Below are 25,494 nucleotides of genomic sequence, written 5' to 3' on the forward strand. Positions count from 1 at the left end.
GCGTCTGTACAACGTGCTATCGTAGCTGCGACTCTGCCGGCCCTGTGGATACGGACGGATAGCCTGGCTGACGACAATGACAAGAAGATGACCACGAGGTGCCCTGTGGCGAATGAGCAATTGGTTGACCCTTTCGGACGCCAGATTACCTATGTACGGATGTCGGTGACAGATCGTTGTGATTTTCGCTGTGTCTACTGCATGGGCGAAGACATGACGTTTCTGCCGCGCCAGCAGGTGCTGACGCTCGAAGAGATCCAGAGCATAGCCCGGGCTTTTACCGAATTGGGTGTACACAAGATTCGCCTTACCGGTGGAGAGCCTTTGGTGCGGCGGGATGTCATCAGCCTGTTTGACGGTATTGGCAAGCTGAATGGCTTGCGGGAATTTTGTGTCACGACCAACGGTTCACAGTTACGTCGCTACGCAACTCAGCTGGCGGATTCCGGCGTAAATCGCCTGAACATTAGCCTCGACAGCCTGCAGCCTGATCGCTTTCTGCGGCTTACCCGCACCGGGCGTCTGGATCAGGTGCTGGATGGTATTGAAGCTGCCCGGGAAGCAGGGTTTGAGCGCATCAAGCTCAATGCCGTGGTGCTCAAGGGGCGCAACGACGATGAGGTCAAGGACCTGGTGACCTATGCTCGGGACCGTTCCCTGGATATCAGCTTTATCGAGGAGATGCCGCTGGGGCAGATTTCCGAGCACGACCGGGCCGAGACGTTTTGTTCCAGTGACGATGTCAGGGCCCTGATTGAACCGCACTACCCGTTACTGCCGACCACCGAAAACAGTGGCGGGCCCTCGAAATACTGGCGTATGGCGGACAGTGACAGCCGTGTCGGCTTTATTTCGCCCCACAGTCACAATTTTTGCGGTGACTGCAATCGGGTACGGGTGACGGTGGAAGGGCGCCTGCTGTTATGCCTGGGCAATGAGGATTCGCTGGATCTGAAGGCGCTGCTGCGCCGCTACCCTGGGGATACCGAACGACTCAAGGCAGCGATTGTGGATGCTATTCAGCACAAGCCGGAGCGCCACCACTTCAGCAACGAAGGGGATGTGCAAATCGTCCGCTTCATGAACATGACCGGCGGCTGAGGCCGCCTCAGTATCCAGCCAATACCCCCGACCGGCCTGGGCAGGCCGGTCATAGCACGCGCCGCTGCCGCCTGTCGGTTTTGCTGTGCTTGACGCGCTTGCCCGTACGCCTGTCCATTCCGCTGCGCCTGTCCATGAAACGCACCTTTTCATGGCTTCTCAGCTCGGCCAGCCAGCGCACACCTTCCGGGTCTATATGGTGCACGGCCGAGAAATCGACGACCAGCTCATCCACCTGCTTTACCGCCTTGTGGAACAGAGACTCGATCACGGGCAAGGAACCGTAATAGATATTTCCCTTGATACGCAGAATATTACCCTCCAGTGATACGTTGGGGTGCGCCTTTTCCCACTTCGCGTAAGCCAGTGCCAGCAGAGACCCGCAGATAACCGCACCAAAGAGTCCGAAGATGTGTACCGAGATAAATGAGGCCGCGAACACGATGCCCTCGGGCAGGTTGTGACAGTGGGGCTTGATGTCCGACCACTTAATCATGTTGGCCCCCACGATCATGATGGTGGCGGCCATGGCAGGGATGGGAATGATCGCGATCAGGTCGGAGAAAAACAGCACCAGCAACAGCAGAATCATGCCTGAAAACACCGCTGCCAGCCGACTGACGGCGCCCATGGCATGCATCAGCCACATGCGATTGAAGGAGGCGCAGCTAGGCAGCGATGAAATAAAGGGCAGCAGGCAGTTGCACAGGCTGTCGGCAAAGATACCGTGGCGGGCGCTGATGTAATGACCCTGCTTGCGGTTCATGCGCCGCATGGCAGCGACCGTCTGGAACAGCCCCAGCAGTGCCAGGGTAATGGCGCCGGGAATAATGCTGATCAAATCCGGCATGGCTTCCTGGGTGAACAGCGGGATGGATGGAAAAATGAAACCGATGGCGGACATGTCAGCGGTCTGTTCGATCAGGGTGTTTTCCAGCCCGTAGCGGGCGTTGAGGTATTCCGACAACAGGGTGCCGGCGATAATCCCCAGCAGGATGGCTGCATTTCGCAGTGGCTGAAACTGCCGCGCCAGTATCGTGACAACGAGTGTGGCCAGGCCGATATGGATGGCGTGCATGTTGCCGATTTCGAGCATCGCCAGGAAGGTCTGCCAGGCAATCCACAGCGGCCACTCCGCCTCGGTATTGATCGGCAGGCCGGCGAAGCCGGCGAAGGACTTGAAAATCAGAAACAGGCCAATGCCACAGATCATGCCGTTGATCACGGGCTCACTGAGAAAGTCCAGCATGCGCCCCAGGGGCGGAATCAGCAGGAAGAGCAGCTGAAACACGCCGGCCATCAGAATCAGGCTCAGGGCATAGCCAATATAGTCATTGCCAAACTGCGGTGCCACGGGCAGCAGGGTGACACCGATCACCGCTGACATGGCACTGTTGGGGCCGCCGTGGAATATTCGCGAGGGGTTCAGCAGGGCCGTGAACAGCACACCCCAGATGGCGGCGTAGATGCCAAAGTAGGGGGGCAGCCCCGCCAGGGTGGTCGAAAAGGCGATGGCCTGGGGCAGGACCACCACCGCCAGAGTGAGACCGACTAGCAGGCTGTTGCCGATAGCGTAGTCTTTGCCGCGGGTCATCAGGGAGGCGTGCATGCTTGATCCTTGGATTACGGCTTGTTGGCGTGGAGGTTTTCAACGGCAGCCACCAGGGGCGGCATGACAAGCATCATCAGCTGCTGCCAGGCGGCGGCCAGGGGGCCCTGCTTGTCACCGGCAGGCCTTGGCAGGTTGCTGATGTAAAAGGCAATGTCGCGGCATTCCTGGGGCTCAAGGGTACCCTCCTGGCCCAGGGGCATGTTGCGGCAGATAAAGCCCGGCAGAATGGTGGACACGAAGGAGAAGTTGTTGCGCGACTGCAGGTTGAAGGCATTGGGGCCCGCCACGGCGGGGGCCAGTACCTGGTTGTCCACAACAGTCCCCAGTCCTTGCTGGCCGTGACAGGCGGCGCACTTGTCACGAAAGAGGGACTGGCCGCGCACGTAATCGTCGCCACGCTTGTCGGTCATGGAGGCTGTGACTTCATCGATGCCCTGCTCGGGGTAGCGGTTGCCGATGCGAAGGTCCAGCGCGGCGGACAGAAAGCGGCTGTAGGCGGTGACATCGCTGACCAGGTCGTCGGCGATATTGGGTTTGAAACCGTTGGATGAGTTGATGTAACACTGCATCTGGCGCAGTTCGTAGGGCAGCAGGATGCCGGTGAAACGATCGTACATGTCCGCCATGACCCAGGATGCCCCCAGGCTCAGGGAGCCGACCTGAGGAGTGCCATCGGGACTCTGCTTGTCGCCGATGCCCTGGTGGCAGTGATCACAGCTGGTCTGGTTGCCGCGTACAAAACGGGTCGAATTCCAGCGCTCCTGGCGGTTGTCTGCGGCGTGCTGCCCCTGGAGGTCGTCGATAATATTGCAGCCGCGCTGAATGGCCCGCACATCCTCCGGGCTATACCCCTGTTTCAGCACCTGCTGTCCGGTTTTCCGTTCGATGTAGGGGGAGATGTAATAGTCGCCGGGCTTCAGGTTGTAGCCATCGAGCTTGGCCTGGCAGCCAGGGGTGAGCGTCACTGCATTCTGGCGAATCTGTGCCCGTTCGGCATGATAGCCTTGGGCAATGCCATAGAGCCCCGCGAGCCCGGCGAGTAGCAGTGCGAGCAGGATAGATTTTATGGCGACGGGGGAGAGCTGCATCAGGGGGTTCCTCCCAGGCTGCCTTCGCCCAATTGCAGGTGATGGGCCACCATGCGTGCAAAGATGCGTACGTCCCGTACCGCGGGGTCGTAAATTGTCGGCACAAAGCCGTCCAGGTGCTTGGCGTAACAGCGCATCACGCTTTCTTCGAAGGAAATGCGCCGGTCGAGTTCGGGAACGAAACGGTCGCCATTCACCAGCGCGTAGGCCAGGTCTTCATTGCTGTGGCAGCTGCTGCAGCTGTTGTCTGGATCGGTGGCCGTTTTGCGGGTAAAGCGCCAGGCATAGTCGGGTGTCTGGTGGGTCAGGTTATAGCCGTTCTGCACAGCGCGGACAAAATAGCCATCGCGACCAAAGCTGTCGACCTGGTAGTTGCGACGAAACTCCTCCCAGCCGGGTTCCGTGCGTGCTTGATGGGAGAAGATCGCAAGGCCCGAACCCAGGTGTGCCCAGACGACAAACACCACCACCACTGCGGCACAAAGAAGCGGTTTGGTCGCAGCGCTCAGCGTCTCTTTGCGAGCTGCTCTGGCACGCAATACTGCAGGCGAATGGGCGGGTTGCTGCATGCTGACTTACATCTCCTTGTCGTTACTCGTTCGCAGCTGAAAAGCAGGGCAGGGTTGCCTGGTAGGCGCTGGCTGTCATGGGCCTGCCCAGCAGGTAGCCCTGCAGAAAATCACAGCCCTGCTGGCGCAGGAAATCGCGCTGCTCGACGGTTTCCACCCCTTCGGCGACCACGCGCAAGCCCAGCCGGTGAGCCATCACCACGATGGCGCCGATAAGGGCGCAGCCGTCCTGGTCCTGCGGCAGCCCCTGGATAAAGCTGCGGTCGATCTTGAGGGCATCGAAGGAAAAGCGCCTCAGGTAGCTGAGGGAGGAGTAGCCGGTGCCAAAGTCATCCAGGCTGAGTTTGATTCCCATGGCCTGGAGCTGATCCAGGGTCTTGCTGACCTGCACATGATCGTCGAGCAGAATATTCTCCGTCATTTCCAGTTCGAGCATGTGCGTCGCAATGCGGTACTCCGAGGCCAGGTCGCGGATCACTGTCACCAGCCGGTCCTGCAGCTGCAGGCGGGAAATATTGATCGCCAGGGGGCCAGGGGTCAGGCCCAGATCAAGCCAGTGCCGCAGCCAGGAGCAGGCCTGTCGCAGTACCCAGTCGCCGATGGTAACAATCAGCCCGGAAGCCTCGGCCAGCGGTATAAAGGTGGCCGGGCTGATAATGCCGTTCTGCGGATGCTGCCAGCGCAGCAGGACTTCAGCACCGACAGGCTGGCACTGGCCGGACTGGACGATGGGCTGGAAATAGAGTTCCAGCTCGCCGCGCTCAACAGCCAGGTGCAGGTCCTGTTCAAGCTGCAGGCGCTCGCGCACACGCACGTTCATTTCCTGGGTGAAGAAACAGATAGGCAGGTGGGCAGGTGTCTTGGCCTGATACATGGCGTTGTCGGCGTTGGCCATCAGTTCTTCGGCGCTGATGCCGTCGTCCGGATAGAGCGCGATACCGATACTGCAGTGCACGATGACTTCGCGGCCGTGCACCAGCAGGCGCTCGGATGTGGCCTCCAGCAGCCGGGTGGCGATCTGCTTGACCTCGTCGATGTCCTGTACCCGTGGCAACAGCACCAGAAACTCATCGCCGCCCAGGCGCGCCAGGGTGTCGACATCCCGCAGGCGGGACAGCAGGCGCGCGCCGAGCATGGCCAGCAGCTCGTCGCCTGCGGCGTGGCCCATGGTGTCGTTAACGACCTTGAAGTTATCCAGGTCGATAAAAATCACCGCCACCAGTTCGTTGTGGCGTCTGGCCAGGCGCAGCTCGTGGTCCAGCCGGTCAATGGCCATCATGCGGTTCGGCAGTGCCGTGAGGGCATCGTAGTTGGCCTGATAGTGAAGCTTGGCCTGTTCTTCACGGATGGCGTGCACCATGGCATTGAACGTTTCCGCCAGACTGCCGAGCTCGTCCCGGGAGGTGACGGTGACTTCCTCCAGCTCGCCCTGGCCGGCGTTGCGTGAGGCGTTCATCAGGCGATTGACCGGGCCCATGACGTTGTAGCGGAATACCCAGAAGATGGCACTGCACAGGAACAGGATAATCAGGCCGTAAATCGAGCTCTGAATCAGCAGTTGCTTCTGGGTCTGGGCATGCAGCTGTTCGCGGCTGATGCCGACCTTGAGCTGGCCCAGCGGGCGCTCGCCATGGCTGATGGGAAACTCCATGGGCAGCAGGTCATACAGGCTGGATGACAGTCGTGCGACCAGGCGCGCGGTTTTCGGTGGCGTCAGTGGTGCCGTTTCCTTGTCGAGCCCCAGGGCCTGCAGCGCATCCAGTACCCGGGGGTCCTGCTCGTTGAAAAAGGAGGTGAGAGGGGTGCCCTTGTCGTTGACGATGACGCCATAGACGACATCGCGTTGGCGCGACACTTCACGGGCGTATTCGTTAAGGGTGAGAAAATCGAAGCTGAGCATGGCATCGGGGCTGATCAGTGCGATCAGGTGTCCGAGAACCCGTCCACGCTCATTGAGCTGTTGTTCCAGGAGCTGGCTCTGGCTGTGGATAAAGTAGTAAGCATTGAGGGCGAGCGTCACCGACAGGATACCGCTGACGATGAGAATGAACCTGGAGGCTAAACGCACTAGGGTGCTCCGTCGTCAATGACGATCCTGGCTGGGCATGACCTGATCGATGATGCGCCTGTGGGGGGCGTAACTGTCGTCATTGGCAATTCCCATACCGCTCATCTGGGCCTTCTCAAGGATAGCCAGACCCTCCTGGCTGGCTTCGAGACCGACGAGCAGGGACTGAATTCGTGCCGCATCTTCATCCTCCATGGTGCGGCGTACTGCCCAGGGCAGGTGCAACAGCTGTTCGGTGACTGCCAGGTGAGTCAGCTGGCTGGTGTCCACGCTGTCCTTGACCACTGTCAAATCGATCAGGATATCACCTGCACCGCTTGCCTGAGCTTCGTCGTAGTAAAGCGCAATTAGCGAGTTGGGTGGGCTCTTGGCAAAGACTTCCTGGTAGTCACCGGGCTGCAGTCCGGCCTGCAACAGCAGGTAACGCGGCAGTATATAACTCATCATGGCATCTTCGCCGCCGCCAAATATAATTCTCTTGCCGCGCAGCTGTTCGACTCGGCTGATGCCGCTATCGTGCTTGACGTAGAGCGCACCTGCGACCGTGCTGCGGTCGAATTCCTCGTTGTGGGCGATGACGCGGTACTGGGCCGATGAGCGCACATAATGAAACTGGTTATAGTGCACTATATCGAAACGGCCATCCTTTACGTCCTGCAGGAAGGACTTGAAGTCCCTGGATGTCACCAGCTGTATCTCGCGCCCGAGTGAGGTGCTGAGGTAGTTTACCAGGGGGCTGAACAGCTCGGTCGTCAGAGTCGGGTTGCGTCTTGGCAGTATGCCAAGGAGTAGAGGCTCCTGGGTTGCGGCCCGGGGCGCCAGTGTCAGGGCATCGGCGAGCAGTATTGTCAGTACCAGAAGCACAACGGCGACCCCGCGCAGTACCGGGCCCGGGCGCGTTACCGGGCTGCGACTGCGAGGCTCAGCGGGCGGATTGATGGCGCCAGGATAAACAGGTGCGTGTCCGTACCGATGTAGCATCCTGTTGCCTCCAGCGCGATTCATACGTTTGTTTGGATGGCACCGATACTAGAGTAGGTGCTGGAATCCTGTCAAACATCAATATATAACATGTTGAATTTATTGGTTTCTTTGTCTTGGTGTGGCGTGACGGCTGTTGGTCGGCAGAGGGCTTTCAGCTGCACGTTTTTTGCCCTTAACGGGACCCGTGAAGTCTCACTGGGGGCCGATGTTGACCGCTTTGCAACGTTGGGGGTAGGGTGGGAGCATGATAAATATTGGATCTTTCACCTTTCAGTACGACCAGACCGAGGATCGCATCCGGCTGATTGGCAACATGAACAATGGCCAGCTGCGGATTGATTTCTGGCTAACGCGGCGCCTGTGTCTGCGCATTCTGGGGGCGTCAGACAAACTGGTGGGCCAGACCTCAAGGCAGGTCAGCCGCAGCCCGGTGGAACACCGGGAGGCCATGGCGCAGTTTGAGCATGAGCAGGCGCGTGAGACGCTGCAGGTGCATGAAGCCCCTTTGCAGACCCGCTCACAGGCGGCGGTACTACAGCGTCTTGATGTCAGCTTTCGCGATGGGCGCTATCAGCTGAGTTTCTTTACCGGTGACAGCGACCAGGCCGTTGCGGTCAGCGTGCTCAACTATGCCGAGCTGCATCAGGTACTGCATTTGTTGCACCGGGGCTGTCAGTCGCTGGACTGGGGCGCCCCGGCGCAGTTGTTTGTTACGAAAACGCCCGCCAGCCAGACGCTGCAGTAGGTGCTCTCATCTTGGCGAGTCCCGCGGGGGACTGGCGGCTGTGCATGGCAGGGCTGATCGCGGTATTATCCCGCCCCTGATCCTTGCCCGTATCCGAACCGGTTTCCCGAATGTCCTTTTTATCCGCGCCGCCGCGCAAACCCTTTGTTGCCCGCGGCTCAAAAATCGCCCGCTGTGATCGCTGTTTGTTGCCGCAGTTGCGCTGTATCTGTGAATTCCGCGTACAGGTAGAGGCCAGGGCGCGTTTCTGGCTGCTGACCCACCGCAATGAAGTCTACAAGCCCACCAATACCGGGCGCCTGATTCTGGATACCATAGCCCAGTCGCGTACCTTTCAATGGAGCCGGACGGAACCCGAGTCTGAGCTGCTGCTGCAGCTGGCCAATCCTGCCATGGACCCTTACCTGGTGTTCCCGTCGGCACCGGATTATGCGCCGCGCATGGTTGAATTCGAGCCCAAGCCAGGGCGCGAGCCGGTGTTTATTATCCTGGACGGTACCTGGCGTCAGGCGCGGCGGATGTTCCGCCACAGCCGCTATCTGGATCAGGTACCGGTCATCGAGCCGCGAACCTTGCGCCAGACGCGCTACGACCTGCGCACCCAGGCCGAAGATCACCACCTCTGCACCTGTGAAGTGGCGGCCGCGTTGCTGGAGCAGATTGGAGATGCACACAGCGCCGAGGTGCTGGACGCCTATTTCGAAGTCTTTAACGAGGTCTATCACGCCTCGCGTCGTACCCGCCCAATGAGCGATCTATCGGTAGCCAAGCAGCGCCTGACACTGGCGCGGGGGCTCACTCAGTCGGCCAGATAGCCCAGGCGCCCGGCCTGTACGGCGAAGCGCATGGCCTGGGCCATCAACACCGGCTCCTGGGCATGGGCAATGGCCCTGTTTATTACGACGGCGTCGCACCCCAGTTCCATTGCCTGTGCCGCATCCGAGGCGCTGCTGATGCCGCCGAGCAGCACCGGTATGCAGGCCTGGTCGATGAGCCGGCGCAGGTTGCCGGGGTTGTATTGCGTCAGGCGCGAGTCCGGCGGGGCTCCCATGGGCATCAGGGCTGCTGCCCCCATGGCCTCCAGGCGTCTGGCGATCACCGGGTCGTCATTGCAGTACACGATCAGCCGAAAGCCTTCATTGATCAGGACCTGGGCCGCGCTCAGGGTTGCCGAAATATCGGGGTAGAGCGTCTGCTCGTCACCGAGTACTTCCAGCTGAACCAGCGACTGGCCCTGCAGCAGATCCCGGGCTTGCCGGCAGCACTCGATGGCATCCTCCGCCGTGTAGCAGCCCGAACTGGCGGGCAGAATCATGAATTCGTCGGGTGAGAGCGTATCGAGCAGGTTGGCTTCCTTGCTGCGCTGCCCCAGGTTGTTGCGCCGCACCGACACGCTGATGATCTCGGCGCCACTGGCCCTGGCGGCGACCAGGGCGCGCTGCGGGTCTCGATAGTGGCCTATGTCGAGCAGCAGGCGCGAGTCGAACAGCTGGCCGTCGATGGTAAAGCGATCAGATTCGTCTTCCGGGTCGTGCATCTTGGCAGACTCCCTTAACAGAAGTAGTCCTGGCGGTGTTTCAGCCTCCGCCAATGGCGTGGACAATCTCCACGCGATCGTTGTTATTGAGCAACACCGTTGCATGTGCTGCGCGCGGCACGATCTCGGCGTTCAGCTCGATCGCCAGGCGTCGCCCGCTGAGGCCAAGATGCTCGACAAGGTCGGTGAGACTCTGACCTTCGGGTATCCCGGTGGCCTGGCCATTGATGTAACACTGAATCATGCTCATTTTTCCGCAACGCAGGTTATACAGGCTAGCCATGACATAGTGAGCCGCAATCCCCGTGCTCACTAGAGCCAGCCGGGTGTTGGGGGTCGGTCCAGTTTCGTACCCTTGTCAGGGGGCTTTTGCGCCTGGGGGCAGTTATTTTCCAGAGACGGACCAGCTGTGGCGGGCTGGCATCATAGGTGGCGAACAACTGGTTCTAGCCCGACTCCGGGGATAAATTTAGCTTGATAGGCATCAACAGGAAATTGGTGTCCGGAGCTTGCCCTGTTGACGCCTGCAGGATATGTCCGCAGGCGTCAACAGGACTCAGCCTCCTGCCCGTTCGCACAAGAACTACTCCACACAGACAGGGGGTGTACATCATGAAGCACGATGTAAACGAGTTTGACGCAGCCGCCGTGGTCGCCAGCGATCGCAACCATGTATGGCATCACCTTACCCAGCACAAGCCGTTCGAGCAGAACGATCCGATGGTGATCGTGGAAGGCAAGGGCATGCGTGTATGGGATGCCAAGGGCAATGAATACCTGGACATGGTGTCCGGTGCCGTCTGGACGGTGAACGTGGGCTATGGCCGTGAGTCCATCGCCGATGCGGTGCGCGACCAGCTGGTGAAAATGAACTACTTCGCCCAGTCTGCCGGCAACATACCCGCGGCGCAGTTTGCCGAAAAGCTGATTGAAAAAATGCCGGGCATGAGCCGCGTTTATTACTCCAATTCGGGCTCCGAAGCCAACGAGAAGGCCTTCAAGATCGTGCGCCAGATTGCCCACAAGAAATACGGTGGCAAGAAGCACAAGATCCTGTTTCGTGAGCGTGACTACCACGGCACCACCATCACCGCCCTGAGTGCCACCGGCCAGTTCGAGCGCAAGAATCAGTACGGCCCTTTCACGCCGGGCTTCGTTGAATTCCCGCACTGCAGCGAATACCGCTCACAGTTCGGTGACGTGGATGACTACGGCGTGCGCGCGGCACTGGAAATGGAAAAGGTTATCCTGGCCGAAGGCCCCGATACCATCGGTGCTGTCTGCCTGGAGCCCATTACCGCTGGCGGCGGTGTTATAACGCCGCCCCGGGGTTACTGGGAGAAGATCCAGGAAATCTGCAAAAAGTACGATATCCTGCTGCACATCGACGAAGTTGTGTGCGGTCTGGGGCGTACCGGCAAGTGGTTCGGCTATCAGCACTACGGCATCAAGCCGGACATGGTGACCATGGCCAAGGGCGTGGCATCCGGATACGCCGCCATCTCCTGCACCGTGACCACCGAAGCAGTGTTTGAAGCCTTCAAGGATGACCCGTCCGATCGCATGGGCTACTTCCGAGATATCAGCACCTTTGGCGGCTGCACCGCAGGCCCTGCGGCCGCGCTGGCGAACATGAAGATCATCGAAGATGAAAACCTGCTCGAAAATGCGACCCAGATGGGTGAATACCTGATGGGACGCCTGCACCAGCTGGCCGACAAGTACAACGTGATCGGTGATGTGCGCGGCAAGGGGCTGTTCGCGGGCCTTGAGCTGGTGAAAGACCGCCAGACCAAGGAACCCGTGGATGAAAGCCTGCCGATCGCCATTGCCGCCGACTGCATGAAGCAGGGCGTGATTATCGGCCGCACCAACCGCAGCTTCGAGCATCTCAACAACACCCTGTGCTTTAGTCCGGCACTGATCGTCACCCAGGCTGAGCTGGATCAGATGGTCGATGCGCTGGACAATGCCTTTGCCCGTTTGGCGCCCAACGCCTGATTGGCTGTGGCAGGTCCGCCTGGCGGCAGGCCTGCCTTTACTACCCCGTGGTCATGCCTGGCATGGCCATGGGGTTTTTGCGTTTGCAGCACGGTAGTATCGCCGCAGTGCGACTGAACCACATTTAATATCAGTGATATACTGAGATCTCCGGGCCCGGCCCGGCTATTTGAATCGTTTCATAATCCTCGGCGTCTGGGCGGTAGCACTTAGCCACCGACGTCGGCCACAGGTATGGTCCGCGGATGTTTCAACTCTTTCACCTTTCGCCCGACAAGCCCGCCAGCCTGCAGCAACAGCTGCGAGAACAGATTGCCTCCGGGATTCTGAACGGCAATATTCCCCTGGATACGCCGCTGCCCTCGAGCCGCAAGCTGGCCAAGCAGCTCAACATTGCCCGCAATACCGTGGTGCTGGCCTACGAACACCTGCTGGACGATGGTTACCTGATTGCCCGCGAGCGCAGTGGTTATTATGTGAATCCGGACATCATGAACGGCAAGGTGGTGATCAAGCAGAGCCCCGTCGCCGCCGTCGAAGGCAATGCACCGGACTGGTCGAACTGCCTCAAGCTGTATCCGTCGATTCAGCAGAACCTGAGCAAGCCCCGGGACTGGCAGAAATACCCCTATCCGTTTATCTACGGCCAGTTTGACCCGTCGCTGTTTCCCACCAACAACTGGCGCGAATGCTGCCGTGATGCCGTGAGTGTGCCGGCGATTCGGGACTGGGCTTCGGATCGTTTCGACAATGATGATCCGCTGCTGGTGGAGCAGGTACGTACCCGACTGCTGCCAAGGCGCGGCGTCTGGGCGTCGGCTGACGAGATACTGGTAACCGTGGGGGCGCAGCAGGCCCTGTACATGCTGGCCCGTCTCCTGCTGGACAAGGACAGCATCATGGGGGTGGAGGACCCGGGCTATGTGGACATTCGCAATATCTCGACGCTGAACCCGTCCCAGGTACGGCCACTGGCGGTCGACGGCGATGGCCTGATCGTGGATGACTGCCTGAATGATCTGGACTGCCTCTACGTGACGCCGAGTCACCAGTGCCCCACGACCGCAACCATGCCGATAGAACGGCGCTACGAGCTACTCAAGCGGGCCAACGAACAGGACTTCATCATCATCGAGGATGACTACGAGAGCGAAACCAACTTCAAGTCCAATCCCATCCCGGCGCTCAAGAGCCTGGATAGCAGCGGGCGGGTGCTCTACGTTGGCAGCCTCTCCAAGACGCTGGCACCGGGTCTTCGGCTGGGCTACCTGGTGGGGCCGGCCGCGTTTATCCGCGAGGCGCGCGCCCTGCGCCGGCTTATGCTGCGTCACCCCGCGGCCAATAACCAGCGTTCGGTGGCACTCTTTCTGGAGCGTGGCTACCACGATGCCCTGATCATGACCATTATGCGGGCCTACGAGGAGCGCTGGCAGGAAATGGGGGCGGCACTGGCGGAATACCTGCCGGCTTCATCCCAGAAACCGAGTTTTGGCGGCTCCTGTTACTGGGTGGAGGGCCCCGCGGGACTGGATGCGCGTCTGCTGCAAAAGGAAGCGGCTGACCGGGGCATTTTGATCGAGCCCGGTGACCTGCATTTTGCCGGCGAAGAGCCGCCACTGAACTTCTTCCGTCTTGGCTATTCCTCCATCAGTGCCGAGCGTATTCGCCCTGGCATCAAGGCGCTGGCCGAACTCATTTCGGACATGACCTGACGCCTGCGTCCCCTGCGGCCGGCGCTCTGTCGGTCGCCTTGGGAACCTGCTTTTGCCGCGCAGCCCGGCACCCGGCTCTGCTGTGATTGTTGAAAGTAGCCCACTGTTCCAATATTTTTAGTCTCGAATAATCACTTAAAGGCGTTTTTTTCCCGCCTTTCCCGCCGCTCTCCACTGGCTGCGCCCGTTTGTTGCGTTTTTTTATCGCGCTCAACGGGCTGTTTTTGAGCCGGTTACTAGCCTCCCTGAAAGTTGCCGCCTTCCCTGGAAGGCCCGCCGTGGCTGGGTTTCACGCTTCTGTCTGGCTCTGTCCGGGCCTGTGGGGCCAGTCTGGCGCAACATTTGTCCGGCAACTGGTTCTACCTGCAATTGCTCCCCCCTCCTAATCTACAACCAAGCTGATCTGAAACATTCAGCCTCTGATCACAGGCACCCAGACCGCAGGCAAGAGACTGGGTGTGGGCTCACAACCGACCACAAAAATAATGACGGGAGTGCTGACAATGCTTATCGGAGTTCCCAAGGAAATCAAGAACCACGAGTACCGCGTAGGCATGGTTCCGGCCAGTGTGCAGGAACTGACCAGCCGAGGTCATCAGGTACTGGTGGAAACCCAGGCGGGCGCAGGCATTGGCTTTGCCGATGTCGACTATGTCGCCGCCGGCGCAAGCATCGCAGCGACGGCAGCAGATGTGTTTGCCCGGGCCGAAATGGTCGTCAAGGTGAAGGAACCCCTGGCGGTGGAGCGCAAGCAACTGCGTTCCGGCCAGCTGCTTTTCACCTATCTGCACCTGGCGCCGGACCTGGCCCAGACCGATGACCTGCTGGCCAGTGGCGCTACCTGCATCGCCTATGAAACGGTTACATCCGAACGCGGCGGGCTGCCACTGCTGGCGCCCATGTCCGAGGTGGCCGGTCGCATGTCCATCCAGGCCGGTGCCGCCTGCCTTGAGAAATCCCGCGGCGGATGCGGCATGTTGCTTGGCGGTGTGCCCGGTGTCGAGACCGCCAAGGTCGTCATTATCGGCGGCGGTGTGGTGGGCAGTAACGCGGCGCGCATGGCGCTCGGCCTGGGCGCCCAGGTGGTGGTGCTGGATCGTTCCGTCGATGTGCTGCGCCGCCTGGTGTCGGAATTCGGTACCCAGGTGCAGACGGTCTACTCCAGCAAGGCGGCACTGGAAGAGCATGTGCTCTCGGCGGACCTGGTGATTGGCGGTGTGCTGATTCCCGGGGCCGCAGCGCCCAAGCTGGTCACCGCCGAAATGGTCAAGCGCATGAAGCCGGGTTCTGCGGTGGTGGATGTGGCGATCGACCAGGGCGGCTGTTTCGAAACCTCCCGCGCCACCACCCATGAAGATCCAACCTATATCGTTGATGAGGTAGTGCATTACTGCGTTGCCAACATGCCGGGGGCGGTGGCGAGAACCTCCACCCTGGCGCTGAACAACGCCACCCTGCCGCACATACTGGCGCTGGCAGACCTGGGGTGGGAAGAGGCGATTCGAAGGGATGCGCACCTTGCCAATGGCCTCAACATCCATGCAGGCCAGGTGGCCTGCAAGGAAGTTGCAGATGCCCTGGGCAAAGAATTTGTCCCGTTCAGGACAAAGTAAACAAGGCTCCACCTACATAAAAATACCTAGTACCCAACGGCCGGCGGCGGTTCCGTCGTCTGCAACAGCAAAGCAAAGGAAAACTGATATGGCTCGTATGACTCCAAGTGAGGCGATGGTCGAAACTTTGGTCGCCAATGGCGTTACCGATATGTTCGGTATCATGGGTTCAGCCTTTATGGACGCCATGGATATCTTTACGCCGGCAGGCATCCGTTTTATCCCGGTAGTGCATGAGCAGGGCGCAGGCCACATGGCCGACGGCTATGCCCGTGTCAGCGGTCGTCACGGTGTCTGCATCGCGCAGAACGGTCCTGGTATCACCAACTTTGTCACTGCGATTGCAGCGGCGTACTGGGCGCACAGCCCGGTCGTCTGCATCACGCCGGAAACCGGATCCATGTCCAACGGTCTGGGTGGCTTCCAGGAAGCGCAGCAGCTGCCGTTCTTCGAAACCATCACCAAGTACCAGGGGCACGTGGCCAACCCTGCCCGCATGGCGGAACTGACTGCACGCTGCTTCGACCGTGCCATGCACGAGAACGGCCCGACTCAGCTGAACATCCCGCGTGACTTCTTCTACGGCGATATCAACGTTGAAATCCCGCAGCCCATGCGCATTGAACGTGGTGCCGGCGGCGAGCAGAGCCTGGCTGAAGCGGCTGAACTGCTGGCCAGCGCCAAGAACCCGGTCATCATCTCCGGTGGTGGTGTGGTCATGGCTGACGCCCTGGGTGAATGCCAGGCCCTGGCTGAGTTCCTCGGCGCACCTGTTGTAAACAGCTACCTGCACAACGACTCCTTCCCGGCGTCCCACGCTCTGTGGTGTGGTCCCCTGGGTTACCAGGGCTCCAAAGCTGCGATGAAGCTGCTGTCCCGCGCCGACGTTGTTGTTGCACTGGGTACCCGCCTTGGTCCGTTCGGTACCCTGCCGCAGCACGGCCTGGACTACTGGCCCAAGGAAGCCAAGGTCATCCAGATCGACTGCGATGCCAAGATGCTGGGTCTGGTCAAGAAGATCTCCGTCGGTATCTGTGGCGATGCCAAGGCCGCGGCTACCAACCTGCTGCAGCGCCTGGAAAACACCAGCGTTGCCTGTGTCGCGACCAAGTCTGCCCGCGCTGAAGAAATCGCTGCAGAAAAGGCCAACTGGGAAAACGAGCTGAACGACTGGATCCACGAGAAAGACGAATTCTCGCTGGACATGATCAACGAACAGGCTGGCGAAGAAGGCAACTTCCTGCACCCGCGTCAGGTTCTGCGCGAGCTGGAAAAAGCCATGCCGGAAAACGTCATGGTGTCCACCGATATCGGCAACATCAACTCCGTTGCCAACAGCTACCTGCGCTTTGAAAAACCGCGTTCTTTCTTCGCGGCCATGAGCTTCGGTAACTGCGGTTACGCACTGCCGACCATCATTGGTGCCAAGGTGGCTGCGCCGAACCGTCCGGCCATCTCCTACGCCGGTGACGGTGCCTGGGGCATGTCCATGATGGAAATCCTGACCTGTGTACGTGAAAACATCCCGGTCACCTCCATCGTCTTCCATAACCGCCAGTGGGGCGCCGAGAAGAAAAACCAGGTGGATTTCTACAACCGTCGCTTTGTTGCCGGTGAGCTGGAAAACCCGAGCTTCGCGGAAATCGCACGTTCCATGGGCGCTGAAGGCGTGACCGTCGACAAGCTGGAAGATATCGGTCCGACTCTGCAGGCTGCCATCACCCGTCAGATGGAAGAAGGCAAGACCACCGTTATCGAGATCATGTGTACTCGCGAGCTGGGCGACCCGTTCCGCCGTGACGCACTGTCCAAGCCGGTGCGCTACCTCGACAAGTACAAAGACTACGTCTAAGCCGCACGGCTCAGGACGTGACACCCCGGCCAGCATGCCCCCGCGGGATGCTGGCCGGCCCACCGAAGGCTGCGGCCTTCGGTTCTGATTCTTGCGGGTAGACCAGCCGGTTTCCCCGTCGTTTGCACAAGCGCTTAACCGTCCCCCTGTTTCTGGCCTCTGCGTCCGGGTGCTGTCTTATACAGCCCACAATGCAGTGCGTGACCATGCAGAGCATGACGGAGGCTGGCCCATGGGCCCCGGGCGTCTGTACAAACACCCCCGATACTCTAACTGTGCAACGGATCAAGGTGAGCTGCCATGTTGAGCAAAACTCCGGTGGAGTGCCCCTCCCACCTGCTTGAAAAAGCCAGGGCCTTGCCCCGGGTGGTCACCGCCGTGGTGAATCCGGTGAACCGGGTGTCCCTTGAAAGCGCGAAAATGGCCACCGATGCAGGCCTGATCGAACCCATACTGGTTGGCAATGCCGAAGTGATTCAGGCGCTGGCGAAGGAGCTGGACTGGGACCTGAGATCTGTCCGGCTGGAAGATGTCGCGACCGAAGCCGATGCGGCCCGTGTGGCGGCGGGCATAGTCGCAGCGGGTGAAGCCCACTCCCTGATGAAGGGGCATCTGCATACCGATACCCTGCTAAAGGCGGTGCTGAGCCGTGACGCCGGCCTGCGCACCACGCGCAGGCTGAGCCATGTATTTCACATGACGGTGCCCGGGCATGAGCGGCCGCTGTGCATTACCGATGCGGTCATCAACGTGCAGCCCACGGTGGTCGACAAGGCGCATATCCTGCGCAATGCCATCGATCTGTTGCATGCGCTAGGCATGACGCAGCCCAAGGTCGCGCTGCTGTCCGGCACCGAGGAAGTGAACCGCGCCATGCCCTCCAGTGTCGATGCCGGCGAACTGGTGAAGCTGGCCTCGCTCGGTGGCATGCAGGATGCGATCATTGAAGGTCCCATGGCGTTTGACAATGCCATCTCCCGCGATGCGGCCGATCTCAAGGGCATGACCAGCCAGGTGGCAGGCGATGTCGATTTGCTGCTGGTGCCCAATATCGAAACCGGCAACTGCATGTTCAAGCAGATGGTGTATTTCATGAGCGCCACCGCAGCGGGCCTGGTGCTGGGTGCCCGGGTGCCGATTATCCTGACCTCCCGCGCCGATCCGCCCGAGGCGCGGCTGGCCTCCTGTGCGCTGGCCTCGATCTACAGCCATTACCTGGCCCAGAAAGCGGTCTGAAGTAGCGGTTGCAGCGTTGCACAAGGCTCCGGTTTATCCCGGGGCCTTTTTTGAGTGTGCCGCTTGTGGGCTGCCTGTTCGGATTATTCGAACGGGCCGTGGCCCTACCTTTATAAAAAGTCTGGCTCTAACCCCCCGGCGCCGGGCGGGCTTTAATGAGGCATCAGTCCCCGTTCATTCAGACAGGAGCAGCGCAATGGCATTGGCGCGATATGGTTTTATCGTTAAGGGTCCGGATCTGGAGATCATCAAGCACCACGGCCGTATTCAGACGCCGCTTTTTGATATGGCGGTGTCAGGGGTGCAGAGCGTCGATGAGGCTATTCTGGTGGCCCAGGAACTGCTCACCAAGCACGTGCAGCTGATCGAGCTGTGTGGCGGCTTTACCGCTGAAGATGCTGAGCGCATTCGGGAGGCGACCAACGACCTCGTCCCCATTGGCCGGGTACAGTACACGCCTGAAGAGCGTGAGCGCATGGCCCGCGAATTTGGTTAAGGCTACAGGCTGTCTGTATTGAAAAGGGCGTGCAGCGGGCTTGGCATACGGCCGCAGTACGCTTAAGATAGCTCGCTTGCTGCGAGCTGTTCGCAGCATTTATATGTTCTCAGGGCGGGGTGAAAGTCCCCACCGGCGGTAAAGGCGATACGTTGCCAAGCCCGCGAGCGCCCGGTTTAGCCGTTATCCAGCAGGATTTGGGCTATACCGGGGTCAGCAGATTCGGTGCAACTCCGAAGCCGACGGTCATAGTCCGGATGAAAGAGAACGGTTCCAGCGGCAGGTGTAATTCGCCCGCCGCAGGGTAGTGTCTGAAAATGCATCGGCATGCCGCAAGGCGGTGCTGATCGGTGTTTTCTGGCATCTATCCAGGTTCCGCATGCCCTGATTCTGGTGACTGTTAACGAGGATAACCATGAATCAGACGTACCCTCCCAAGCTCAGCAATGAGACCCGCGCCCAGCGCGTTGCCTTTATTCAGGCGCAGTGGCACAGCGACATCGTGGGCCAGGCCCGTGATGCCTTTGTCGCCGAGTGCGAGTCCCGGGGCCTTGCTGCCTCCCAGGTCGAAGTCTTTACCGTTGCTGGCGCTTACGAAATTCCCCTGCAGGCCAAGCTGCTTGCCAAGAGTGGCCGTTACGGTGCCATCGTGGCGGCAGGCTTTGTGGTCGATGGCGGTATTTACCGCCACGAGTTCGTGGCCCAAGCGGTCATCGAAGGCCTGATGCAGGTGCAGCTGGAGACCGAAGTGCCGGTGATGTCGGTCGTGCTGACGCCACATCATTTCCATGAGCACGGCACACACCATGATTTCTTTTACCGTCACTTTACCGACAAGGGCACCGAAGTGGCTCAGGCGTGCCTGAGTACCATGGAAAACCTGCAGAGCATTCGCCGTTTGACCGAGCGATAATCTAGTGATTAGTGATTAGTGATTAGTGATTAGTGATTAGTGATTAGTGATTCGTGATTCGTGATGGGTCGCTGGTTGCGATCAGTGGATTGGAAAAGCCCGGGTTCCCATAAGGAGCCCGGGCTTTTTTGTGGTTTCAGGTTGGCGGGCGCAAAAAAACAGCACCCGCAGGTGCTGATAAAGGGCTGGCTTTCGCCGGAGATGATCAGGGTGTGTGGGGCGGGTGCTGTTCGGCCAGCAGGCGCCGTGGCCACCAGTCGCTCTGGGCGAGCAGGCGGGTGATCAGTTGCTGTTCCTGCGCAGTGCCGTACCGGGCCGAAGGCGCGCTGCTGCAGCTCAGGGGCAGCAGCAGGGCCAGGCGCTGGCGGCAGCTCTGGTGCCAGCCAGGGTAGTCGATGACCGCTTCGGCTTCGGTGTTCGCCGCATCTCGGCACAGGAATACGGGCAACTGCGGACACAGGAAAAACAGCACGCTGGTGGCGGATTCCAGCTGCCCGGGGCTCTGGAATACCTGGACCTGAAGCTGTTCCAGCAGAAGCTGGGCGAGCTCGTGACGGCCATCGTGGTCCAGCTCGGCGAGGCTGTCCCAGCGTGGCTGCAGTTCAGTACGGATGAAACCGTCCAGTCGCGAGGCCAGCTCATCGAAGCTGATGCCGGTGGGCTCCAGCCCCTGCGTTGCCCAGAGAATGCGCAGGTAGGTCTTGTCGATCAGGGTACGGCCCGCATTGAGCCAGTCGAAGCGGGCCGCCTTGTCCAGGCTGCCATACATCAGCACCAGCAGCGCATTTTCGCTGCTGCGAGCATCCTTTCCCGAGGTGAAGGCGGGGTGAGGCTGGTGCCAGCTTTGCAGTGGGGCGGTTGCGGGCGCCTGGGGCGCAAGGATCCGGGCGTTCATGGCAGGTCTCTCTGTACTCGGTAAGGGTGGCAACAGCGGCATCACTGCATCTGGCCAGGATGACCCGCTTACTATAGAGCGCGGTATTGTGCAGGCGTAGCGCCAGCATCCTGTAACAGTTGGAGCCAGGCGCGAACGGCCTTGGCGGAGGAGTTCTGAAATTTTTAATATTACTTTTCGGCCTAAATAAAGAATATTATATTCCATTACATGCTATACGCTTGTGTCTATACTGGCTCCAGTCAATTTTGATAACTGGCTCCATTGCCCCGTCGCAGGACAGTGCCAGTGAGCTAGCCAAAGCCCAGGAGGCCTGAGCATGAGTGCAAATCTGAACGTACGGTTGGAAACCTCCCCGCAAACTCCGAGCAAAACCGGAGTCCAGGTTTTGGCCCAGGCCCGCGAACAGCGCAATGCCCGCATGCAGCAGATCAATGCGAAGCCGACTGAAGCCGCTCCCCGGTACGATTTCGTGGGCATCGCTGGCTGAAGCCTGCGTTTGGCGCTCTGGCGCTACGACAAGCTCTTTCCTTAAAGCCCGTTAGCTGCTGCTAACGGGCTTTTTTGTGGGTGCCTTTTGAGGCGGGAAGGTGCGAGCCTTTTGCTGCGCGCTGGGCTTCGAAGGTCGATTATGGATAATGGGCATTCTGGATTGGCCAACAAAGTGGTATTTGTGGATGAGTGACAGTGTGATGTTTTGGGCCACGGGTCTGGGCCTGGTGATCATAGCGGTATCGGCCGGGTATATCGTCATCCACCTGAGGCGGCTCCGGCAGCAACGACGCGAGCGCGAGACGCTGCACGAGCAGGCACAAAAAAAGGTGCAGGAGCAGCGTCAGTACCTGATCGACAGTATCCGTGTAATTGCCCGGGCGATGTCGGAAGACGAAAAAATGACCCTGACCGAAGGGGCTATCCGGCTGAAGGTGCTGCTGGACAACCTGATGCCTGAGCTGCATCGCAATCCCGACTTTGAAATCATTGCGACCCACTACGAGGCCACCCGGCATATTCCCTATCTGAAGGAATGGAAGTCGCTGGAGCGCTCGCAGCAGCGGCGCTACCGGCAGGAGATGGATAAACTGGAGCAGCAGCACCGCGATGCGCTGCTGCAGGCGGCCGCCAGGTTGCAGCAGTACCCGCTGGACCGGATGCACTGAGCCGTGGCTTTCCTGGCCGCCTTCGCTGTAACGCTGGTTATTCTGTGCCTGATGGCGGCGGCGCTTCATTTTGGCCGGGCACCGACCTACCGACCGTCGCGCACCGAGGTGCTGGCACTGTTGCAGGGCGTACTCGATGGCACCACCACGCAGCAGCGCTGGGATCTGTATATCGGCATGCCGCTGCGTCACGATCCCGAACTGGAAGCAATACGCCTGCGTTGCCTGGTGTTGCAGGAGGGGGACGACAAGGAGCCTGCGGCGGGGGAGGGAATTGACGAGCACCTGTTCGATCGGGCCGGGCGGGAGCGGCTGCGTGCCATTGTCGACGACCTGCAGCGCCTGATTGCCAAGGATCCGGTGTACCGCGAATTTTAATACGGGCGTTGCGGCGGCAGGGGTAGCCTTTATACCGGGTCCGTATCAGGCACGGGCAGAGGCTGCCTGCTGAGGCGTTGCAGACGCCAGAAGGCCTGCCAGAGTTCACGCTGCGGGCTGCCGATAATCACACACTGGTGGAACTCGGCGGTAAGCGCTTCAAACTCCGGCCATTCACAGAGTCCGCTGATGCCCAGCAGCTGGTGGGCGTGATGACGCATCTTGGCGATGTCGCGCCGCATAACCCCTTGCTGGCAAGCGGCCAGCTGCTGCTGGATTTCCTGCAGAATCTCATTGTGACTGACCAGCGCGCTGCCAGCAGCGTCCGTCGTTGCAACGACAGGGCCTTTGGCAAGGGAGCTGCAGTGACGCTTTACCGCCGCCAGCAGCTCCGCTTCGTTGATGGGCTTGAACATGATTTTGGTGATGCCGGCCTTTTGCAGCGCCTGGTGTTCGCGCGGCACTACGTTGGCCGTGAGTGCGATGATCGGCAATTCGGGCAGGGTGGTGCGCAGGCGCCGGGTCGCTTCGATTCCATCCATCCCTGGCATGTGCACGTCCATCAGGATCAGGTCCGGTTGCTGCTGTTTTACGGCCTCCAGCACTTCCAGCCCGCTGATGGCCTGTCGCGCGTGAATACCGGCCCGGCTGAGGATCTTCATGATCAGCAGGCGGTTCAGGTCGTTGTCTTCGGCAATCAGGACGTCGAGGTTGCTGCTTGGTGCTGTTTCGCTGGCGGGGCTGACGAGGGTAGCGCAGGCCTCGTGCTGGAGTGCGCGCTGCAAATTGCGCGGGCGTACCGGCTTGTGAACGATCAGCGTCTGGTCGTCCAGGCGCATCTGGCTGGCGCTGTTGGCACATAAAATAATCAGGCGTGCCTGATACACCAGGCGCAGTCGCTGCAGCAGTGGGGTGGCACGCTCGGCGTCCATGTCTGGACTGCCACCCCAGATCAGGCAGTTGTAGTGCAGGGCACGGCGGCAAAAGTCATCGAAATTCAATGCTATATCGGCATGCAGCTGTTGGCGCAGCAGCAGCGCCTGGAGGGACTTTCGCGTCAGCTGATGTGGCTCGTAGAGCAGGATCCGAGTGCTGGCGGGCAGGGCCGCCGGCAGCGGGATTGCGGCCGGTTCGCTGTAGTTAAAGGGAATCGACAGGCTGATTTCCGTGCCCTTGCCCAGTTCGCTGCCCAGCTTGATCTTGCCGTCCATCAGGGCAACCAGCTTCTGGGTAATCACCAAGCCCAGCCCAGAGCCGCCAAAGCGTCGGGTGATGGAGGTATCGGCCTGGGTAAAGGCCTTGAACAGCTTGCTTTTCTGGCTCTCGGCAATGCCGATACCCGAGTCCTGTACCCGGATGTGCAATACGCACTGCTGTGGGCTGAGAATGTCGGCCCGCGTAAACACCTGGACGTCGCCTTTCTCGGTGAACTTGATGGCATTGGCCACCAGGTTGGTAACGATCTGGCGCAGACGCGTGGGGTCCCCCTGCAGTCTGTCCGGTGTGCCGGGCGCATGGTACAGGACAAGGTCAAGGCCCTTGCCGTGGGCCGTCGGTGCTTGCATCTCCAGCACATCAAGCAGCAGTTCCTCCGGATTCAGCGGGATCTGTTCGAGCTTGATGGCGTTGGATTCGAGTTTTGACAGGTCAAGTATGTCGTCGATGATGCTGAGCAGTACCGTGGACGTCTGGTTGATGATGCGGGTGTATTCACGCTGTTCCTCGTTGACGTCGGTGTCGTCCAGCAGGCGGGCAAAACCCAGCACCGATGTCATGGGGGTGCGCAGCTCATGGCTCATGCGCGCCAGAAACTCATCCTTGGCACGGTTGGCGCTATCGGCCTTGAAGCGCGCTGTTTCCAGTTCCTGGTTCTTGGTCTCCAGGTGGTTCAGGGTGGCGCGCAGGCGTTTGGTGGTGGTATCGACCTTGGTTTCCATCATGGCGTTGGATTCCTGGATACGGGCCGCCATGCGGTTGATACCCCGGGCCAGGGTGCGCAGCTCACCGGTGAGAGAGACTTCGGCGCGGGTGTCCAGCTGTCCATCCTGCAGCCGCTCGACGACATGGCTGAGGCCCTGGATCGGTTGGGTTATGCGGTTGCCAAAACGCAGGGCAATGACGCCCGTCAGGGCGAAGGTGCCGATCATGAGCAGCAGGCCGGTGAGCAGAATGCTGCGCTGGCGCGAACGTGTCTGCTCATCGGACAGAATGACCAGGACCCAGCCGATGGTATCCAGGCGGTCCTTGGCGTCGGGGTATTCCGGGAAGTCCTGGAAGGATATACCGGTCACCTGCACCGGCTGGGCAAAATACCAGCGCGTATTGTCCTGGTAGACAAAGGGCCCCTGGGGCCGCAGCTGCAGATCGAATGCCCGGGTGCGGGTAATCAGCTCGAAGCGGTTGTCGAGGAAGACGACATCGGCAATGTCAGGCTCCTGGCTCATCCCCTTGCCCAGGTTGCGCAGTAGCTCGTGGTTGCCCAGCATCAGGCCAAATTCCGAGGCGGAAGCCAGCAGGCGACTGATGGACTGGCCGCGCTCCAGCAAGGAGTGCTGGGTGTCATCAATCCGTGTACTGATAAAGTAGCCCCCCAGTACCAGGGCAAAGAGCACCATTGGCAACAGTGAAATCATCAGAACGCGCTGGCGGATACCCCAGGGTTTTAAAACGGCGCTTCATGGGTTGCCGTCCTCCAGCTGCTGGCGCAGGGCCTCGTTGTCTGGCGCGGAAAGATTGAGGGTACGGGCCACGATCGGGTTGTTGCTGACATTAAAGTATTTCGGATAGGTCGGTGGCGGCAAGGGGGCGGACAGGTCCAGCTCACGCAGCAGTTCACCGGTCTGCCGGCCGATCTGGGCCGGTGTTGAGTATACCGCGGCCAGGGCGCCGGCTTCGACATAGGTTTTGGAAAAACCGATGACGGGCACTTTCTGCTGCAGCGTGATGTAGAGCAGCCATTTGGCGGTGGTGCGGTTGAATGTAGCCCGGTCCGGCAGGGCGAGGAACACATCGCTTTGCTGAATCAGGGGCTTCAGGCGCTCGATCGGGTTATCCGATTCATCCAGGGTGATGGAGATAGGTGTCAGCTGCTGCTCGCCGGCCGCTGTGTCGAAGCGCTGCCGGGAGGCGGCGGAAAAGGGGCCGAACATGGTACCGATGCTTTTCGCATCGGGCACCAGCAGGCGCGCGAGGTGCAGCTGGCGTTGCAGTGGCTGGTCGAGGTATACCGCGCTAAGGCGGCGCTTGCCGTTGCTGTAAAGCTCCACCAGGGACTCAAAGGTGGTGCGAGGGATAAAGGTACAGATCAGGTCGGCGGTGCCGCCGTGTTGCAGCAGCTGCTCGCATGCCCTGGCGCCAATGGCAATATTGAGCTCCTGGTCAAGCTGCTCCCTGGGGGGCGTGTTGTCGGTGCTGTACAGCTCCAGGGGCTGCCGATAGTCGCGACCAATCTCCTGGGCAACCAGCTGATAGAGTGCGCTGTTTTCACTCATGATGACCCGGGGGGCCGCTGCTGCGCCCAGGCTGATGCACAGC

23 protein-coding genes and 1 riboswitch are annotated in these 25,494 nt (G+C 60.1%); of the genes, 13 read left to right on the top strand and 10 right to left on the bottom strand.

The genetic code is table 11. The annotated features are described in order from the left end of the window. The first annotated feature begins 87 nt into the window (after window positions 1-87). Window positions 88-1,101: a GTP 3',8-cyclase MoaA gene (gene moaA / locus KDW95_RS19270; protein ID WP_370646641.1), complete on the top strand. Its 1,014-nt coding sequence runs from the start codon at window positions 88-90 to the stop codon at window positions 1,099-1,101. Between the two features lie 49 nt (window positions 1,102-1,150). On the opposite strand, the gene KDW95_RS19275 is transcribed toward moaA, so the two are convergent. Genes KDW95_RS19275 through KDW95_RS19295 form a run of 5 tightly spaced genes read right to left on the bottom strand, consistent with a single transcriptional unit; the run spans window position 1,151 to window position 7,419 of the window. Continuing rightward, window positions 1,151-2,710 (bottom strand): SulP family inorganic anion transporter, encoded by a 1,560-nt coding sequence (locus KDW95_RS19275; RefSeq protein ID WP_255853396.1) that lies wholly within the window; start codon window positions 2,708-2,710, stop codon window positions 1,151-1,153. Between the two features lie 14 nt (window positions 2,711-2,724). Further along, window positions 2,725-3,801: a c-type cytochrome gene (locus tag KDW95_RS19280; protein ID WP_255853397.1), complete on the bottom strand. Its 1,077-nt coding sequence runs from the start codon at window positions 3,799-3,801 to the stop codon at window positions 2,725-2,727. Further along, entirely contained in the window at window positions 3,801-4,370 is a 570-nt protein-coding gene (locus KDW95_RS19285) for a hypothetical protein (RefSeq protein ID WP_255853398.1), read from the bottom strand. Before KDW95_RS19285 ends, KDW95_RS19280 begins: the two co-directional genes overlap by 1 nt. 22 nt (window positions 4,371-4,392) lie before the next feature. Beyond that, a complete protein-coding gene (locus tag KDW95_RS19290) occupies window positions 4,393-6,438 on the bottom strand; it encodes a putative bifunctional diguanylate cyclase/phosphodiesterase (protein WP_255853399.1) in 2,046 nt (681 codons plus the stop codon). A 15-nt stretch (window positions 6,439-6,453) separates the two neighbouring features. Next, window positions 6,454-7,419, bottom strand: a complete 966-nt coding sequence (locus KDW95_RS19295; protein ID WP_255853400.1) for a phosphate/phosphite/phosphonate ABC transporter substrate-binding protein — start codon at window positions 7,417-7,419, stop codon at window positions 6,454-6,456. A gap of 247 nt (window positions 7,420-7,666) precedes the next feature. Between KDW95_RS19295 and KDW95_RS19300 the strand changes: the two genes are divergently transcribed. Next, the gene (locus KDW95_RS19300) at window positions 7,667-8,167 is read left to right on the top strand and encodes a hypothetical protein (RefSeq protein WP_255853401.1); all 501 of its coding nucleotides are present in this window, start codon (window positions 7,667-7,669) and stop codon (window positions 8,165-8,167) included. A 110-nt stretch (window positions 8,168-8,277) separates the two neighbouring features. After that, complete coding sequence (locus KDW95_RS19305; RefSeq protein ID WP_255853402.1) at window positions 8,278-8,982, top strand: tRNA-uridine aminocarboxypropyltransferase; 705 nt, start codon at window positions 8,278-8,280, stop codon at window positions 8,980-8,982. Here KDW95_RS19305 and KDW95_RS19310 read toward each other — a convergent pair. Further along, complete coding sequence (locus KDW95_RS19310; RefSeq protein ID WP_255853403.1) at window positions 8,967-9,704, bottom strand: thiazole synthase; 738 nt, start codon at window positions 9,702-9,704, stop codon at window positions 8,967-8,969. The two genes, KDW95_RS19305 and KDW95_RS19310, sit on opposite strands and share 16 nt — an antisense overlap. Before the next feature lie 40 nt (window positions 9,705-9,744). Continuing rightward, window positions 9,745-9,948: a sulfur carrier protein ThiS gene (thiS, locus tag KDW95_RS19315; protein WP_255853404.1), complete on the bottom strand. Its 204-nt coding sequence runs from the start codon at window positions 9,946-9,948 to the stop codon at window positions 9,745-9,747. A 368-nt stretch (window positions 9,949-10,316) separates the two neighbouring features. Between thiS and KDW95_RS19320 the strand changes: the two genes are divergently transcribed. The 7 genes from KDW95_RS19320 (at window position 10,317) to KDW95_RS19350 (ending at window position 19,527) form a co-directional block, all read left to right on the top strand. After that, a complete protein-coding gene (locus KDW95_RS19320; protein ID WP_255853405.1) occupies window positions 10,317-11,705 on the top strand; it encodes an aminotransferase family protein in 1,389 nt (462 codons plus the stop codon). Window positions 11,706-11,950: 245 nt separating this feature from the next. Next, entirely contained in the window at window positions 11,951-13,417 is a 1,467-nt protein-coding gene (gene pdxR, locus KDW95_RS19325; protein ID WP_255853406.1) for a MocR-like pyridoxine biosynthesis transcription factor PdxR, read from the top strand. Window positions 13,418-13,920: 503 nt separating this feature from the next. Next, on the top strand, window positions 13,921-15,030 hold the full coding sequence (gene ald, locus KDW95_RS19330; protein WP_255853407.1) for an alanine dehydrogenase: 1,110 nt from the start codon (window positions 13,921-13,923) through the stop codon (window positions 15,028-15,030). Window positions 15,031-15,118: 88 nt separating this feature from the next. Then, window positions 15,119-16,882: a sulfoacetaldehyde acetyltransferase gene (gene xsc / locus KDW95_RS19335; protein ID WP_255853408.1), complete on the top strand. Its 1,764-nt coding sequence runs from the start codon at window positions 15,119-15,121 to the stop codon at window positions 16,880-16,882. A 300-nt stretch (window positions 16,883-17,182) separates the two neighbouring features. Next, complete coding sequence (locus tag KDW95_RS19340; protein ID WP_255853409.1) at window positions 17,183-18,118, top strand: bifunctional enoyl-CoA hydratase/phosphate acetyltransferase; 936 nt, start codon at window positions 17,183-17,185, stop codon at window positions 18,116-18,118. A gap of 196 nt (window positions 18,119-18,314) precedes the next feature. Further along, on the top strand, window positions 18,315-18,614 hold the full coding sequence (locus KDW95_RS19345; RefSeq protein ID WP_255853410.1) for a DUF6506 family protein: 300 nt from the start codon (window positions 18,315-18,317) through the stop codon (window positions 18,612-18,614). A gap of 101 nt (window positions 18,615-18,715) precedes the next feature. Beyond that, window positions 18,716-18,887: riboswitch (FMN riboswitch) on the top strand. A gap of 142 nt (window positions 18,888-19,029) precedes the next feature. After that, window positions 19,030-19,527 carry a 6,7-dimethyl-8-ribityllumazine synthase gene (locus KDW95_RS19350; protein WP_255853411.1) on the top strand — a complete coding sequence of 166 codons (498 nt, stop codon included), beginning with the start codon at window positions 19,030-19,032 and terminating at the stop codon, window positions 19,525-19,527. Window positions 19,528-19,732: 205 nt separating this feature from the next. Here the strand turns inward: KDW95_RS19350 and KDW95_RS19355 are convergent, their stop codons facing one another. Next, window positions 19,733-20,422, bottom strand: a complete 690-nt coding sequence (locus KDW95_RS19355) for a hypothetical protein (RefSeq protein WP_255853412.1) — start codon at window positions 20,420-20,422, stop codon at window positions 19,733-19,735. A gap of 319 nt (window positions 20,423-20,741) precedes the next feature. Between KDW95_RS19355 and KDW95_RS19360 the strand changes: the two genes are divergently transcribed. The 3 genes from KDW95_RS19360 to KDW95_RS19370 all read left to right on the top strand — a co-directional run bounded on the left by KDW95_RS19360 (window position 20,742) and on the right by KDW95_RS19370 (window position 21,960). Next, window positions 20,742-20,912: a hypothetical protein gene (locus KDW95_RS19360; protein WP_255853413.1), complete on the top strand. Its 171-nt coding sequence runs from the start codon at window positions 20,742-20,744 to the stop codon at window positions 20,910-20,912. 187 nt (window positions 20,913-21,099) lie between these two features. Next, window positions 21,100-21,582: a DUF2489 domain-containing protein gene (locus KDW95_RS19365; protein WP_255853414.1), complete on the top strand. Its 483-nt coding sequence runs from the start codon at window positions 21,100-21,102 to the stop codon at window positions 21,580-21,582. Between the two features lie 3 nt (window positions 21,583-21,585). Beyond that, window positions 21,586-21,960 (top strand): hypothetical protein, encoded by a 375-nt coding sequence (locus KDW95_RS19370; protein WP_255853415.1) that lies wholly within the window; start codon window positions 21,586-21,588, stop codon window positions 21,958-21,960. Between the two features lie 29 nt (window positions 21,961-21,989). Here KDW95_RS19370 and KDW95_RS19375 read toward each other — a convergent pair whose 3' ends face one another. Continuing rightward, window positions 21,990-24,593 carry a response regulator gene (locus KDW95_RS19375; protein WP_255853416.1) on the bottom strand — a complete coding sequence of 868 codons (2,604 nt, stop codon included), beginning with the start codon at window positions 24,591-24,593 and terminating at the stop codon, window positions 21,990-21,992. 42 nt (window positions 24,594-24,635) lie between these two features. Continuing rightward, entirely contained in the window at window positions 24,636-25,451 is an 816-nt protein-coding gene (locus tag KDW95_RS19380; protein ID WP_255853417.1) for an ABC transporter substrate-binding protein, read from the bottom strand. Window positions 25,452-25,494: the final 43 nt, after the last annotated feature.

The organism is Marinobacterium rhizophilum (assembly GCF_024397915.1).
Lineage (GTDB): Bacteria > Pseudomonadota > Gammaproteobacteria > Pseudomonadales > Balneatricaceae > Marinobacterium_A > Marinobacterium_A rhizophilum_A.